The organism is Bradyrhizobium sp. Leaf396 (assembly GCF_001424605.1).
In the GTDB taxonomy this organism is placed as follows: domain Bacteria; phylum Pseudomonadota; class Alphaproteobacteria; order Rhizobiales; family Xanthobacteraceae; genus Bradyrhizobium; species Bradyrhizobium japonicum_C.
Genome location: NZ_LMQJ01000041.1, coordinates 1 through 14422, shown reverse-complemented (window position 1 = coordinate 14422; position 14422 = coordinate 1). Strand labels below are relative to the sequence as shown.

The window sequence follows — 14422 nt, the reverse complement described above, 5'->3', positions numbered from 1 at the left end:
CTTGCGCGCGACAATCATCGCGGCAATCATCACCTCGCCGCGACACCGACTCGCCATCCTGATTGTCGCGCGCTTCCCACCCAGATTGTCGCGCTATAATATGCGGGAGCAGCTTGCCAAGCTGTCCCGTGGGCACGACCTGGCCAAGGCGTTCAACTACATCCTGAAGCGATGGGCGAGCTTCACTCTCTTCCTCGAGGACGGGCGGGTTTGCCTCTCCAACAATGCCGCCGAGCGAGGACTAAGAGGTATAGCTCTCGGGCGAAAGGCCTGGCTGTTCTGCGGCTCTGACCGCGGTGGTCGGCGTGCGGCTTCCATGTATAGCTTGATCGTCACGGCCAAAATGAACGGCATTGATCCGCAAGCATGGCTCACGGATATCCTTGCCTGCATCGCCGCCCACCCAGCTCATCGGCTCGACGAGCTGCTGCCCTGGAATTGGACACCGGGATCAGCAGAAGCAGTTGCAGCATAGGGCAAGACAATGGCTCACGGACGAAACAAGTATCAATCACGAGAGAACCGTGCTCGTGTCCGTGAGATATTGCTTCGCGACTGGGACCCTATCGGGGTCTACGGCATACCACAGGCCACCGACGAGTATGACACCTACGCAAATAGGGCCTACGTCATGCTGATGGACGAAGGTGCGACCGCGAGCGAAATCTCCGGCTATCTCTATATTGTCGCCACCGAGCATATGGGATTAACCGACCACGGGCGCCTAGCTGAGAAGAGCGATCAGGTTGCCCAACTACTAGTCCAGCTTCGGCCTGAGTTCGGTACCCACTGAAACGCCATCGCCCGAAACTTTGCTGACCGCGGCCCTCACCGGAGGGTTACGCTTGCCACGTGCAGCCCAAAACAGCGGATAACGACGATTGGGAGCTCGCGTGATTGCTGCGCGAAGCGCAGGGTCCCAGTCCCCTGACCAACCGCAGACAATCAGGCCATGTTCATCGATGATGCGGTCAAGCAGGGTGTTCATCGACGCGGCATAGGCGCTCAGCTCGGTCTCCGTGTTCAGTATCCGGGTATCGAGATAATCGCCGTGCAGCTTGACGACGTAGCAACGGCTGTGGATCAACGGAACCGCACCCTTCAGCGCATCCTCCGAGCCGATCACGGTCGGTTCAACCCCAATCTCTCGCAACGCGTTTTCAATGAGTCGGTCGAAATTGGTGGTCAGGATAACCCTGATGTGGCCAGCCTGCACCAGCTTGGCGATAGCCCGATGCGCCTTGGTGGGCACCTTCTTTCCGGATTCCAGCTCCTCCGGCATCGGCTCGATATAGCTATGCAGTATCGAGCGGCGCTCATCAGGTGTGGCCGACAACTGATCCAGCAAGTCTGAATATCCCGGTTCACTGCCGTGGATGCGCTTGTACCACACGGCCGAATCGGTCTCATCCGTCACGCCTTCAAGGGCTGCGACTCTTCTCACCAGGTCGAGCGTGATTTCCCAGCCCGTCGGTATCTCCGCGGCCCGTGATACACCCGAGCCAAGTAAGATGCAGTAGACGCCAGGATTTTCGTAGATGGAAAAGGCAAGAGCGTGCAGGGGATCAATCATTTGGCGGTGACATCATCCAAGGGCAGGGTATCAAGCGCTTGAGCGGCATCCGCTGGTTGCGGAGGGAGCTGCTGCCGCAGGGCGTCGCTGGCGTCCTTCTTCGTCTGGTCAAATGGCCGGCCGAGCAATATCGGACGCTCCGCGCCAATCGCTTTGCCGGCGGCAAGAAACTGAAATCGGCCGAGGTTCGGGATCGACCGGACATGTTGCGCGCTATAGACGCTCTCTAGGAACGTCAGGCTGGTCTGGTCGATTAGGCTGTGGGTGAGGAAGGTGTTGCATTGGGACAAGATCGTCTTGCTCACCAGTGCGGTGCGCTGACTGATCACCAAAAGCCCCACGCCGTATTTGCGGCCCTGGAGCGCGATTTGCCCGATCCGGCTGACAACCCATTGGGTTTCGTTGTCAAAGCCAGAGCTGAAATGCTCGGGAATGATGGTATGGGCCTCTTCGAGCACGATCAGGATCTTGCGGGCCTGCCGGTGCTGTCGCGCCCACGCCATGATCGTCGAGAGGTATTGCTCTGTGATTCTGAGCGTTGCCTTGGTGTTGGAAATTTCGGTCAGCTCAAGGATGGCCAGCTTCTCTCCTCCGGTGAGAAAGGTATCGATTTGCTTTTCGACCGATCCGCGGATTTTGCTCAAGCAGGTTTTCAGCGCCGCCTTCTCCTGCGGCGCGCCATAGGCTCCGGTCTCGACTGCGAACAGTTTCGTATCAAGGTCAGCGATCTCTGCCGGCGTGGGCGCCGGCACGATCGGCTTTAAGTCGGCCAGGCGCGCCTTGTATTCGCCGGTAAAATCGACGCAGAAGACCTTGAAATCGTTCTTTGCGGCCTCCCGGACGATATCCAGCGCCAGCTCAGTCTTACCGGTGCCCGTCATGCCGAGAACGGCCGTGTGGAATTGCACGAGATCATTGAGGGCGGCAGTCACCCCGATGTTTGTCGATGGCACATTGCCGATGACGAACTCGCCCTCCTTCAGGGTGGGCGCGGGGAACACACGCGCCTTGGCCCAAAACACGGGCGTGTTCATCGTCGAGAGCCAGCCGTATTTGGTGAAACCAGCCTCCGGCGAGTAGCAGCCGAGCTGAACGGCGTTGACGATGTGTGTGCCGCGGGGGTTCTGATCGAAGCTCTCTTCGGCGGTTTGGGCGTCGAGAATCTGGTAGAACACGTCGGTCCCGTTCAGCCGGACAAAGACCACCTGGCCCTCGGCCAACGGCGATGCCGCTGACACCTCGAAGCGCAGCACGCCGATGTTGGAGTTCTCGACAGTGAACCCGACCAATTCCGATCCCGGCGTACCGCTCAGGTTCTCGATGAACTGGGCGGTCTTCTCGGGCGAGTGCGATTGCACCACTTCGCCTTCCTCAAGCGCGATCTTGTCTTGCACCATTGCCACGCATAGCCCGGTGCCCATCACCTCCAGCCCCTGCACTTGGCTGAACAGCGCAAGCACAAAGCACTGATCACCATTCGACATGGCGGCCGTATGCAGCGTGTTGGGCTTCCAGGCTGCGCCACGGGCGAGTTTCACGCGTATGATGTCCGGATGGTCGATGCGCTCGATTGATCCGACCGCAGGCGATGAAACCTGGTGCTCGGCTTCCGCTTGCCACTGTTTCCACGCCGCCAAAACCCGCTCGGCAGGTCTGCCAATGGCTATCAGGGTCCAAAGGATCGTCAGCCAAGCGACCGTAATGGGACTGCTCGAGTAAGCGCCAACGATGCTGATGAGAGCAGGGGATGTATAGAGCAGTTCACCCTGGCCGAAGGTATCGGTTAGCCGGAACAAGAATCTGCCGATTGGTGATCGCCGGTTCTTGTCGTGCGCGAACAGGGCAAAAATCGCGCAGACCATGATAATCAGGCAATAGCCCACGGCCAGCCACCGGAAGGCCTCAAGATGGTGTCGCAGAGCCCCGACCCCAGTGAGATCGGCCGTAACCAATATCGCCATTGCCGCTATCGCGTTCGACAGGGCGTCTTTCGGGGGGACGAACCACGGGGCTGATAACAGCGCCAGAAACCAGAGCGCCAGGCCGCTCAGAAACCAGACGCTCTCAAGACCGCCGGTCGGGAGCAGGTTTCCCGACGTCACGTAGAGCGCGATGTAGAACACGACGATGTTGGCGCAGAGCGCTTTCGTGCGATCTGCCAAACTGGTCTGCAGGCGACTCGATACCATGCGATTCTCCGGTTGCGCGGAGTACTACCACACAACTTGGTCCGAAAAGGCTGGAAACGCGCGTTGTGCAAGGAAATTCAATGGCTTGGGCGGAACTAGAATGAAAATGTCGCTCTACCTTCTGCCGTGCTCGGCGCTGCTGATTTCTTCCGGCGCGCTCGCGGAGCCGGGCATGTTTTTGTGCCGGCCGCCAGTCGTCGCCAACAACTTCTGGACCTTAACCAGGCTGCCGGCGCGGGCGTGAAGCTGAACATGGGAGATCGCGCGCACAATCGAACAAAAGAACGGCTGCCCGTTCGTGCCTTCTACAAACCTCAAACCGATCGATTTCGTTGCCGGCCAGATGGCGATCACCGACGGCCGGGCTGCACCGCAACTCTGCACCATGTATGTCAACCGCCCGCCTAATTGAGCACTGCTATCTGGCAGTGGTCGGCAGCTTCTCCAAGGCTATTGCCCCTCAGGCGGAATCCGATCGCCACAGATCCGCAGACTTTGTGGGCTTCGGCAAGCGGGATCACTCTGGTCTGTCCACACCATGGACAGATCGAGGCCTTCATCCCCCGCTGGCACAAAGATCGACTCCGGCTTGGTGATCGGCGGCCAACCCTTTCGGACATCCCGTCGAACCGGTCCTCCCATTGGCCGTTCTCGTTCGTGCGAACAGCATAGCAATTATCCGGTAGTGACTGCTTGTTCCCGTGCCAAATTGGCCAGAACCCTGGCTTTACCGGGCCCCACTTCCCATGCCGCGGCGCGCATCTTGGCCTTGGCTTTGACATTGGCTCCCCGACCGACAAACGCCTGACCGTATCGCTGCAATTGACGGTTGTGAAACGATTTCTCCTCGCTTACGTCGACCGCCAGTCGAAGACGTAAGGCGCCAGGCGGAACGATCGCTCTGCGACGTCCATGGAAGCCGGATGGCAGACGCCTAAGGCCCGATATGCTCGTCTATCGGTTCGAAGAGCGATCTCTCCTCGCAGTGACAGCCGCTCGGCCCGGTCTGGGTAGCCGTGATTTTCACCTGAGTCCGGCCGCCGTCCGATGCGAGATGCTCATCTCCTGCTCAAGCAGCGGGATGAGGCTGGCACATATATCAAATAGCTTGCGCATAGCGTCGTTCAAATCGTCCCCACCCGCGGTATTCGTCCGGGGTGATCCCGCAGTTGGCACTCTTACAGTCCTTCAGGTGTGTTTGAGTGTTTGAGCGGTTGAGCGAATGCGCATGGCAAATCGAGAGGTCGATGATCTCGAAATAGATAGTTGTGTTTGAAGCGTAGTAGCCGTTCACTCAATCGATCTAGATCATTTTCCAATCACTCGCTACTTGGGCTTGAAAGAGCGAGGGATATTGCTTGATTTAACCCGGACCGCGGAGAAACCTCAGTCCCGTCGCTGGCGAACAGCCTTAGCTCGATCCATGAATGCGAGCACTTCCCGGTTAGATTGCTCAGCTGATTTCATCCCGCGCTTCGACGGACGCGAATCAATTTCCGAACGATCCTCGTGCGCGTTTCTTTTGCGGGAAACATCGCCATTTCCTCGATCTATTTTTCTATCACCGCGCGGTGCCGGACCGGATTGCTCCTCCCTGAAATCCACGGCTTTGGAAGCTTGTCGGCTTCTAGCAGCGGGATGTCGAACCCCGTGAGTAATCCCTGACGTTCTTGCGTCCTTAGATGACGAGGTTGCGTGTCGATTCTTCGTTGCGATCCGCTTGGGCGCTCCGTCTGTTACTTCCGCCGTTCGCTTTAAGGCCCGTTTTTCGTTCTGCAATTCAATTTGACGAACAAGCGCGGTCAGTCGATTGGTCGTGAGTGCACTACGATCCTTACCCTGGACGATGCCCTGACCGGCAAGAGCTGCCGCAATCGCAGACCATCGTACCCCGCGCTCGCGAAGCTTATAGATTTCCGAAAGAGCAGCCCGAATTGCCTTCGTGGTTCCTGTCCTTTCACGGCTGGATCGCGAGTTAGATAGCTCGGTATCCAACTCTAAAGCCTCTTTGCTAAGCTGATCGAGGTCCACAGTCATGCAGTGACCCTAGATGCTCAGCTCGAACCTAGCAAGGACTATCGTTTGCTAGTATTTGATACCTTTTGTCTCGCTATTAATACTAGTATTTGCACACCTGTGCATCTGGGATGCTGGGGATCAGAAATTGGTCTGCGGCGCCTACGGCGTCAGCCTCCTGTTCCTCCATCAACAGTCAGCGTCAGATTTGATCCACTTAGTTGACCCGCAAAGCACTCGGCTGCGTCATGGGGCCGCAGCTCATTCGCCCAGATTATTGCTTTGGCGCAAGCTCGTGACCGTCGCCGTCCTCCTACCTGAGAATAAATAAGCTCAGATCGGAGAAGCCCAGGTGATGTTTCTGACCAAGTCGCTCATACCCGCTGTCGTGGCGCTCGGATTGATCACGGGTAATCCTGGCCTCGCCGCTGAGCCGCACGACCACGGCGGAACGACTGCGCCAGTCCAGCTTCGGCTAGACCACGGCAAGAAGTGGCAGACAGATGACGTGGTGCGCCGCGGCATGAGCGAAATCCGTGTAGCCATGACGCAATCACTGATGTCCATTCACAATAATGCGTTCACGCCCGCGCAATACGAAGCGCTGGCGGAGCGCATCCAGAAGCAAATCGACTACGTGGTCGGAAACTGCAAGCTGCCCGAGCAGGCCGACCAGCAACTTCACCTTGTCCTCGAGCAGATCATCGATGGCGCCACTGACATGAAGGCCGCGACCGGCCGCGATCAAGGCGCTGTGAAGATCGTGCGGGCGCTGGCGCAATACGGCGAGCATTTCGACCATGCCGGCTGGCAGCCGGTGGAACATTGAAGTTCTTATATGCAGCTGGCCTCGGTGGACGATCTCAAATGGGGCTGCACGCCCGCAGTCCCGAGCACTTTTGCGGCGTACGGCCGGTACTGGCGCGCGCCTGCGCTTCCAGTCGTACCTGCACCTGCCTATCGCGTCATGCTGATCGTCGAGCACATTGTCATGTTGATGGCCTTGTCTCTTGAGCGGACAATCCCGCCTCCGATTTATATCGCCATCTCCATTTCGATTGTAGCATCCTGACCTTGTCGCTGCTTCCACTGATCAAGAGCGCGATCGTGCGTGGTTGCAGAGAACGTTTGGATGCACGACTTCGATACGCTCCAGAAAGGACGATTCATTATCTGCCTTCGACCCCACTGGACTTTGGGAGGATGATCATGCGACCACTTAAAACTATGCTGATGATGGCCATGCTGGTTGCGCTTCCCCGAATGACCCTAGCGGCCGACCGTATCGAGACCGCTGTCGCCGGAGGGGACCCGAATATCTCCATCCACCTGATCAGCAAGAAGGCCAAGAGCGCGAGCGCTAACAGTCCTGTGCTCATGCTGCATGCGTTCGGGTCTCCGTGCGCTGAAGCATTCGATCTCGCGCCGGGATTGTCGTGGATGGACGACCTGAGCGAAGCCGGCTTCACGGTCTATGCCATCGATTTTCGCGGTTTCGGCCAGTCCAGTCGTCCGGAAGCCGCCGCTCCCGTTGACCGGGCGACAGACGCCGTGCAGGACGTCGTCGCGGTGATTGAAGCGATCCGCAAGGAGACTGGTGCGCCGAAGGTGTCGCTGGTCGGCTGGAGCTGGGGTGCGGTGGTTGCATCGATGGTGGCGCTTGACCGGCACGATCTTGTCGATTGAATGGTCCTCGTAGGCGCGATGCGTGCTTTCAAGCTGCTGATGATGACGGAGCCGTTGGCCGCCAAGGAGGACTCTGCGAGGTTCGGACAGCCGCACGCTCCCTATCAAAAGCTCGATGCCGGCATGGTGCTGGGGCACTGGCACATGATGCTGAGGGGATCTTCGGGACTTGTCGATGCTGAGACGATTGCGAAAGTGCAGGCGCTGGCGGAACGCTGCGGCCATACCGACCCCGCGGCGCAGCCAAAGATCGTCATCCGCCCGATGGGGCCGCTCGTTGACCTTTTTTGAGATCTGGAGCGCTCGCCCAATCTACGACGCAGCCAAGATCAAGGTTCCAACGCTTGTCGTTCGAGGGGATCGGGATTCATTCGCGGACAAGCAATTAGCCGCGAAGATTCCGGGTGCGCAAGAGACGGTTGTCGTGGATGCCACGCATTGGGGGCCTTACGAACGCAACCGTGACGGCTTCACCGCGGCAAGCCGGGCATTTCTCTCGACGCGAAAATGAGCCGCTACGCGGCAATGCGAAAAGACGTTGTCTTGAAGAGAAATCATGGGTTTTCCAGCACGTTGGCCACATTGGAATTGCGGAGATGACGGTGTGTGTGGCTCGTCTCGCCCGCCGCGGATCAGGAAATTTCGGTCGTCCATGGCGCTCCCAACCACGGCTATGTCCCGCGGCCTTCCTGAATATCCTGCAAATCAGTGGCAATAAGAACTAGCAACTCACGTTGGAGAACTCCCACATTCGGAATTGCAAATCGCCGATCTCATGCTAAGGTAGTAATTGATTACTTTCTTCGAGGCCTAAATGCGTACCCGTGCCAAACATCTCCCCGCAGACGAAAGACGGGCTGTCACCGTTGAGGCTGTCGTTAGCCTGTCGGCCGAACAAAATCCGAGCGAGATAACGACAGCCGCGATCGCAAAGCGCATGGGGGTAACCCAAGGCTCCCTGTTCAGGCACTTTCCGACCAAGGACGCGATCCTGCAGGCTGTCATGGAGTGGGTAGCGAAGCGGCTGCTCGCCCGGGTCGACGATGCGGCGCGCTCCGCGACCTCTCCAATGGCCGCGCTCGAAGCCATCTTCATGACCCACATTCAATTCGTAGTGGACCATCCGGGTGTGCCACGTATGTTGTTCGGCGAGTTGCAGGGTGCTGAGCCGACGGTGGCGAAGCGCATGGTGCAAACGTTACTTCGCCGCTACGGCGAACGCCTGCATCGCATCATCGAACAGGGCAAACAATCCGGCGAACTTCCTGCGAGGCTCGATAACGAAGCAGCCGCCACGCTCTTCATTGGCATGATCCAAGGACTGGTCATGCAGTCGCTCCTCGCCGGTGAGGTAGACCGCATCCGCCGCGATGCGCCAGGCGTTTTCGCAATCTTCCGTCGCGGGATCGAGGTTGCGCCGTGAAACGCTCATCGCTCCACCGCCGAACATTGGCGCTTCTGGCCGTGATCGTGCCCTTGCTGGCGCTGTTCGTCTATGTTGCATTGCGATCGGGGCCGCTCGCACCTGTCCAAGTGACCGTTGTACCCGTCGAAAGCCGGCCTATCACGCCGGCTCTGTTCGGCGTCGGCACGGTGGAGGCCCGCTTCACATACAAGATCGGCCCGACGGCTGCCGGGCGGATTAAGCGGGTGGACGTGAATGCCGGCGACAGGGTCCACGCGGGTCAGCTCTTGGGGGAAATGGATCCCGTCGATCTCGACGATCGCATTATGGCCCAAGAGGCCGCAATCAAGCGCGCCGAGGCATCCGTGTCGGCGGCCGAAGCGCAAGTTCAGGACGCGCTGGCTCGACAGAACTACGCTGAAGCGCAGGCAAGTCGTTACGAACGGCTTTGGCAGACGCAGGTGGTGAGCGAAGCCGCCATCGAAGGAAAGCGGCAGGACCGGCAGACCACGGAGGCGGTCCTCATGGCTGCCAAATCCAATTTGGACGCCTATCGTCACGAGTTGCTGCGCACCCGTAACGACCGGGAAGGTTTGATCCAGCAGCGGGCAAGTTTGCGCCTGCTCGCGCCAGTGGATGGCCTGGTGGCTGTGCGCCACGCCGATCCCGGAACGACGCTGATCGCAGGGCAGCCCGTGATCGAAGTGATCGACCCTCGACAGCTGTGGATCAATGTCCGTTTCGATCAAAGCGGCGCCGCAGGACTCGACGCCGATCTTCCGGCGCGCATAGCGCTACGCTCTCGCGGCAATCAGCTCGCCGGCCGCGTATTGCGCGTAGAGCCTGTGGCCGACGCAGTGACTGAGGAAACCCTGGCTAAGATCGTGTTCGACACGATACCTGATCCTCTGCCGCCGATTGGTGAACTTGCCGAGGTCACCGTCGCACTGCGTCCCCTCCCAGCAACACCGGTCATTCCTAATGCGGCCATTCAGCGCGTCGACGGCAAGCCGGGCGTGTGGCGGATGATCAATGGAAATCCGCGCTTCACCTCTGTCAGATTCGGCGCCGCCGATCTGGACGGTAACATCCAGGTGCTGGAAGGTCTCAATGACGGCGATCAGGTCGTGGCCTACAGCGAAAGGATGCTGAGTGCGCAAAGCCGCGCGCATGTGGTCGAAAACATTGTCGGACCGTCAAGATGATCAGCCTCGCCGGCCGCGATATCCTGCACTCGTGGGGGAAGTTCGTATTCACGGGCGTCGGCCTGGGTCTCTTGATAGGCGTGACACTGACGATGGCCGGCGTGTATCGAGGCATGGTCGACGACGGCAAGGTGTTGCTCGACAACAGCGGTGCCGATCTGTGGGTCGTGCAAAAAAATACGCTGGGGCCCTACGCAGAGTCCTCGAGCCTGAATGACGACGCATACCGCAGTATTTTGGCAATGCCGGGCGTCGCTCAGGCTGCCAATGTCACTTATCTAACCATGCAAGTGCGGACGGGGAATGCGGATGTGCGCGCCATGGTGGTCGGCATCGCTTCCGGAGCAACGGATACGCCCGGCTGGCCGCCGTTTCTCGTCGCCGGACGACAAATCACCCGCAGCCACTATGAGGCGGTCGCCGACGTCGCCACCGGGTTCGAGCTGGGCGATCGAATTATCATCCGTCGCAATCAATACAAGGTCGTGGGGCTTACCCGACGCATGGTCTCGTCCAATGGCGATCCGATGGTATTCATCCCGTTGAAGGACGGCCAGGAGGCGCAATTCCTGAAGGACAACGACGCGATCGTCCAGCAACGCCGACGAACGGCGGAGAATCCCAGCCTCAACCGGCCTGGTGTACCTGGCCTCCTCGATGCTGTGATCGCCTCACAAAGTAGCAATCCTTACGTCAATGCCGTGCTCGTACGCGTCAAGCCGGGCTACGCCGCAGATGAGGTGGCCGAATCGATCCGACGCTGGAAACGCCTGACCGCCTATACCCGGCCTCAGATGGAGGACATTCTCGTCGGCAAGCTGATCGCCACCTCCGCCAAACAGATTGGCATGTTTCTGGCGATATTGGCCATCGTCAGCGCGGCTATTGTCGCATTCATCATCTACACCCTGACGATGGACAAGATCCGCGAAATCGCGGTTCTGAAATTGATCGGTACGCGAAATCGAACGATCGCCGCGATGATTTTGCAGCAAGCGATCGTCCTGGGACTTATCGGGTTTGTGGTGGGCAAGATAACGGCGACCTTTGCCGCACCATTCTTTCCCAAATACGTCCTCCTCATACCGACCGACTCGATTGCCGGAGCCATAGCCATCATGGTCATTTGTGCGCTGGCGAGCGTGATTGCCATCCGCATGGCGCTCCAAGTCGACCCGGCCGATGCCATCGGGGGATGAGATGGTCGGCAAGGGCATTCGTATCGAGGGGTTGAGAAAGCGCTATGGTAGCGGCGACACCGCCGTCGACGCCTTGAAGCGCGTGGATATGCAGGTCGCGCCGGGCGAGGTGATCGGCTTGATCGGGCCATCCGGCTCGGGCAAGAGCACCCTGCTTAAGGCGCTGGGCGCGGTGATTGATCCAACCGCTGGGCGCATGATTCTCGGCGACGAGGTGATCTACGACGACGGCTGGAAAATATCCGATCTGCGCGCGCTCCGCCGCGACAAAATCGGTTTCGTCTTTCAAGCGCCATACCTGATCCCGTTCCTGGACGTGACGGACAATGTTGCGCTTCTGCCCATGCTCGCCGGGACCCCCAACAGCGAAGCGCGTCAACGCGCATTGGCACTACTGAGAGCTCTCGATGTGGAGCATCGCGCCGGAGCCATGCCGTCACAGCTTTCGGGAGGAGAGCAGCAGCGTGTCGCCATTGCTCGAGGTCTTGTGAATCACCCGCCCGTGATACTGGCTGACGAACCGACTGCACCGCTGGATAGCGCGCGGGCTTTGGCTGTGATCCGGATCTTGAATGATATGGCGCAGCGCTTCGAGACCGCCATCATCGTGGTCACACACGACGAGAAGATCATCCCAACCTTCAAACGCATCTACCACATTCGTGACGGAGCAACTCATGAAGAAGCCGGCCAAGGACGTAGCATCGATTGACCAACCCACTTACGGCGGGGCTTGCCGTGCAGGACCTTCGTATTTCATTCCAACTCTCTTTACGTTGGTGACGGCCTGCATACTTGCCGCAACCGCCGCACAGCATGTCCGGGCTGGCGAAGCGGCTGATGCCAGGCCGCTAGAGCTGCGCAAGATCATGCAGGACCTGGACAAGAACGTGAAAGGGATTGCTAACGCCATTTCCCGAAAGGATTGGGCTTTTGTTGCCAAGACCGCTCTCTCGATCGCCGAGCATCCACAACCATCCGTGGGTGAGAGGATGCGTATCCTCAGCTTCATGGGGGCCGACGCCAGTGCATTTCGAGCATACGACGGGAAAACACATCACGCAGCGCGAGCCCTGGAAGAGGCTGCACTTCAGCGCGATGCACCGGCGGTCATTGCGTCCTTTACCGCCTTGCAAGACAGTTGCTCCGCCTGCCACCAGCGCTTCCGCAAGCCTTTTGTGGAGCATTTTTATGGGAAAGACTGAGACCCGCCGCATATCTACAATGGACCCATTTTTGCCTGTGGTACCGGCAGGGCAGCAACGCCTCATCGCCAGCTTGTACGTCCTCGAAACTCACTTGGACATGATCGACTGGCTCGTTAGGCAGTCGCCGTCCGATAATTCGTCCGGAAACTGCGAGGTTATCGCGATCGAGTTAATCCAAAGACGCACCGTCAGCTGGCATTGCACGAACAAAAACCCCGCCGCCGATCGTGTCACCTACCGGAGGAGCGCAGAGACAATCGCGCCGCTTTTCCGACTGCCGCGGTGATATCTAAGAACCGCTGACAATCGCGCGTGAAGTCAGAGACACATGAGAAGCCCAATGTGGAAGAGATGCTTATTTGCAGCGATCTTGTTGGTTTTGACGCTACCAGCGTATGCAAGTGCGATTGCTTCTTCAACCGCCACGCCTCCTGCTTCTCGAAATCCGGCTGGAGATCGCGCCGAGCTTGATCAGCAGATGATCAACCGTGAGCTAGAGCTATTTCGTGGGACGCAGATTTCACTTTGCCAGGCGCTGCTCGCAGCCGAACAGTTGCACCCGGGTTCGAGCACGTGGGATATCGGCCTTGACGGCAGCTCAGGGTCGCCGGTCTACCGAGTTAAGACAGTAAAGGTCGATCGAATCTGGAATGTCGCCATCGATGCACGCACTGGAGACGTTACAGGCGGCGAGATCGTCTCTTTGAGAGAAGACCTGAATACGAAAGATCGGAATAGCGTCATCGCGCTGACGACTGTTCAGCAGAGCCTCCTGGACGCTGTCCTCATTGCGGAACGAGCCACGCAGGGAAAAGCTATCGGCGGAACGATAGTCAGAGAAGCCGAGAGGTTCAACTTCGTCATTGTCGTCGTAAGCGGAGACGACCTAAAGCAGGTCACCCTTGAGCCGCCGAGAGCCCATCGCCGCGAGCCTCATCCACGTCACTCTGCCGTGATCCAGCCCTGCGGATAAACGCTATTCAGTTCGCGCAAGAGCAGCTCGCACGCCTAATAGAACTGCGAATCAAAGATAAGAGAAGGAGACAATGCCGGTAGATCAGATGGCCATGTTTGCGACATCAGGGTCAATTGCGCTCTTTATCGACGGCGCGAACCTCCACGCCACAGCGAAGACCCTTGGCTTCGAGATTGACTACAAGCGCTTGCTCATCGGATTTCAAAGCCACGCGACGCTGTTGCGGGCCTTCTATTACACCGCCCTGATCGAGGATACAGAATATTCTTCTCTGCGTCCCCGCTTGGACTGGCTCGCCGAGCGGCTGGTCGCGCATGTTATCGACGCCAAGTATCATTAGCATTTGCCGCTTTACCGCCAGGCGCAGATGCTGGCGACGCACGATATCGCCATGGACCGTTCCACGCTCGCCTTCTGGGTCGGCTATGCGGCCCAGGAATTGAAGCCCTTGTGGCATCGTTTGCGCCAGCTTCGCTCGACTCTTCGGAGCTCTGTGTCGATGAGACCGCGGCACCGGTGTTGGATCCGGGATGCGGCAGGTAAAACCGGCTGCTTCTGGGCGTTATCGCGCGATGACAGGTCCTGGCCGGACCTGACCCACCTGGGGTCGCTTATGCCTATGCACCGGGCCGCGGGGCCCTTCATGGCTTGCGCTTGCTCGCGGGCTATCGCGGCATCATCCACTGCGGCGGCTATCAGGCATACAAGACCATGACCCGAGAGACGCGTGCGGACGCCCTGTCCGGGACGCTCGCCTTCTGCTGGTCGCATCTGCGGGGCCAGTTTGTGAAGATCGAGCGCGAGGTTGCTCCGGCGCCGGCTCCGGTTGCCCGCGAGGCCCTTGAGTGTCAATCGGCTTGCAAATTTGGCTCTGACGCAAGTTTGGTGCAGCGCCGACTATTCTGCACCGATTAGTCTGGCTTGAAGCAGATCGATTTTGCCGCGGCCGTACATTTGACGTCGAA

General features: G+C 58.8%; 16 protein-coding genes and 2 pseudogenes. 14 read left to right on the top strand and 4 right to left on the bottom strand.

Features of this window, described 5'->3' with window-relative positions; genetic code table 11:
- On the top strand, positions 1-475 hold a 475-nt coding region (locus ASG57_RS27290), incomplete at its 5' end, for an IS66 family transposase (RefSeq protein WP_244490947.1).
- 282 nt (positions 476-757) lie between these two features.
- Here ASG57_RS27290 and ASG57_RS27280 read toward each other — a convergent pair.
- The 4 genes from ASG57_RS27280 to ASG57_RS38170 all read right to left on the bottom strand — a co-directional run bounded on the left by ASG57_RS27280 (position 758) and on the right by ASG57_RS38170 (position 5799).
- On the bottom strand, positions 758-1573 hold the full coding sequence (locus ASG57_RS27280) for an SIR2 family protein (RefSeq protein WP_051350493.1): 816 nt from the start codon (positions 1571-1573) through the stop codon (positions 758-760).
- Complete coding sequence (locus tag ASG57_RS27275; RefSeq protein ID WP_024336868.1) at positions 1570-3762, bottom strand: ATP-binding protein; 2193 nt, start codon at positions 3760-3762, stop codon at positions 1570-1572. Before ASG57_RS27275 ends, ASG57_RS27280 begins: the two co-directional genes overlap by 4 nt.
- Positions 3763-3876: 114 nt before the next feature.
- Positions 3877-4158 (bottom strand): hypothetical protein, encoded by a 282-nt coding sequence (locus ASG57_RS38175; RefSeq protein ID WP_155248201.1) that lies wholly within the window; start codon positions 4156-4158, stop codon positions 3877-3879.
- Between the two features lie 990 nt (positions 4159-5148).
- Positions 5149-5799 carry a hypothetical protein gene (locus tag ASG57_RS38170; protein WP_155248200.1) on the bottom strand — a complete coding sequence of 217 codons (651 nt, stop codon included), beginning with the start codon at positions 5797-5799 and terminating at the stop codon, positions 5149-5151.
- Positions 5800-6133: 334 nt separating this feature from the next.
- Here ASG57_RS38170 and ASG57_RS27270 point away from each other — a divergent pair, with 334 nt between their 5' ends.
- From ASG57_RS27270 to ASG57_RS38845, 13 genes and pseudogenes are all read left to right on the top strand, one after another.
- Positions 6134-6607 (top strand): hypothetical protein, encoded by a 474-nt coding sequence (locus tag ASG57_RS27270; RefSeq protein ID WP_024336866.1) that lies wholly within the window; start codon positions 6134-6136, stop codon positions 6605-6607.
- Positions 6608-6616: 9 nt separating this feature from the next.
- Positions 6617-6850 carry a hypothetical protein gene (locus ASG57_RS27265; RefSeq protein ID WP_024336865.1) on the top strand — a complete coding sequence of 78 codons (234 nt, stop codon included), beginning with the start codon at positions 6617-6619 and terminating at the stop codon, positions 6848-6850.
- 131 nt (positions 6851-6981) lie between these two features.
- Positions 6982-7464: an alpha/beta hydrolase gene (locus ASG57_RS27260; protein ID WP_080654814.1), complete on the top strand. Its 483-nt coding sequence runs from the start codon at positions 6982-6984 to the stop codon at positions 7462-7464.
- 18 nt (positions 7465-7482) lie between these two features.
- Positions 7483-7755, top strand: coding sequence for a hypothetical protein (locus ASG57_RS27255; RefSeq protein ID WP_155248199.1), 273 nt, complete (start codon positions 7483-7485; stop codon positions 7753-7755).
- Entirely contained in the window at positions 7742-7975 is a 234-nt protein-coding gene (locus tag ASG57_RS38165) for an alpha/beta fold hydrolase (protein WP_155248198.1), read from the top strand. The genes ASG57_RS27255 and ASG57_RS38165 overlap by 14 nt, the downstream gene beginning before the upstream one ends.
- A gap of 303 nt (positions 7976-8278) precedes the next feature.
- A complete protein-coding gene (locus ASG57_RS27250) occupies positions 8279-8887 on the top strand; it encodes a TetR/AcrR family transcriptional regulator (protein ID WP_024336864.1) in 609 nt (202 codons plus the stop codon).
- The gene (locus ASG57_RS27245; RefSeq protein WP_024336863.1) at positions 8884-10074 is read left to right on the top strand and encodes an efflux RND transporter periplasmic adaptor subunit; all 1191 of its coding nucleotides are present in this window, start codon (positions 8884-8886) and stop codon (positions 10072-10074) included. Before ASG57_RS27250 ends, ASG57_RS27245 begins: the two co-directional genes overlap by 4 nt.
- The gene (locus tag ASG57_RS27240; RefSeq protein ID WP_024336862.1) at positions 10071-11273 is read left to right on the top strand and encodes an ABC transporter permease; all 1203 of its coding nucleotides are present in this window, start codon (positions 10071-10073) and stop codon (positions 11271-11273) included. Before ASG57_RS27245 ends, ASG57_RS27240 begins: the two co-directional genes overlap by 4 nt.
- A gap of 1 nt (position 11274) precedes the next feature.
- Positions 11275-11985, top strand: coding sequence for an ABC transporter ATP-binding protein (locus tag ASG57_RS27235; protein ID WP_024336861.1), 711 nt, complete (start codon positions 11275-11277; stop codon positions 11983-11985).
- A complete protein-coding gene (locus ASG57_RS27230) occupies positions 11951-12478 on the top strand; it encodes a cytochrome c (RefSeq protein WP_080654813.1) in 528 nt (175 codons plus the stop codon). Before ASG57_RS27235 ends, ASG57_RS27230 begins: the two co-directional genes overlap by 35 nt.
- A gap of 343 nt (positions 12479-12821) precedes the next feature.
- Positions 12822-13454, top strand: coding sequence for a PepSY domain-containing protein (locus tag ASG57_RS27220; protein WP_080654812.1), 633 nt, complete (start codon positions 12822-12824; stop codon positions 13452-13454).
- Positions 13455-13548: 94 nt separating this feature from the next.
- A pseudogene (locus ASG57_RS37200) lies at positions 13549-13752 on the top strand (NYN domain-containing protein); the annotation flags it as partial.
- Positions 13753-13755: 3 nt separating this feature from the next.
- Positions 13756-14303 (top strand): annotated as a pseudogene (locus ASG57_RS38845) (IS66 family transposase); the annotation flags it as partial.
- Positions 14304-14422: the final 119 nt, after the last annotated feature.

Bases quoted from the DNA above. Each gene is read 5' to 3' on its own strand.
- ASG57_RS27230 (WP_080654813.1), top strand. From the start codon at position 11,951: ATGAAGAAGCCGGCCAAGGACGTAGCATCGATTGACCAACCCACTTAC.
- ASG57_RS27270 (WP_024336866.1), top strand. From the start codon at position 6,134: ATGTTTCTGACCAAGTCGCTCATACCCGCTGTCGTGGCGCTCGGATTG.
- ASG57_RS27255 (WP_155248199.1), top strand. From the start codon at position 7,483: ATGCGTGCTTTCAAGCTGCTGATGATGACGGAGCCGTTGGCCGCCAAG.
- ASG57_RS27235 (WP_024336861.1), top strand. From the start codon at position 11,275: ATGGTCGGCAAGGGCATTCGTATCGAGGGGTTGAGAAAGCGCTATGGT.
- ASG57_RS27260 (WP_080654814.1), top strand. From the start codon at position 6,982: ATGATCATGCGACCACTTAAAACTATGCTGATGATGGCCATGCTGGTT.
- ASG57_RS27275 (WP_024336868.1), bottom strand. From the start codon at position 3,762: ATGGTATCGAGTCGCCTGCAGACCAGTTTGGCAGATCGCACGAAAGCG.
- ASG57_RS27265 (WP_024336865.1), top strand. From the start codon at position 6,617: ATGCAGCTGGCCTCGGTGGACGATCTCAAATGGGGCTGCACGCCCGCA.
- ASG57_RS38170 (WP_155248200.1), bottom strand. From the start codon at position 5,799: ATGACTGTGGACCTCGATCAGCTTAGCAAAGAGGCTTTAGAGTTGGAT.
- ASG57_RS27250 (WP_024336864.1), top strand. From the start codon at position 8,279: ATGCGTACCCGTGCCAAACATCTCCCCGCAGACGAAAGACGGGCTGTC.
- ASG57_RS27220 (WP_080654812.1), top strand. From the start codon at position 12,822: ATGTGGAAGAGATGCTTATTTGCAGCGATCTTGTTGGTTTTGACGCTA.
- ASG57_RS27240 (WP_024336862.1), top strand. From the start codon at position 10,071: ATGATCAGCCTCGCCGGCCGCGATATCCTGCACTCGTGGGGGAAGTTC.
- ASG57_RS27280 (WP_051350493.1), bottom strand. From the start codon at position 1,573: ATGATTGATCCCCTGCACGCTCTTGCCTTTTCCATCTACGAAAATCCT.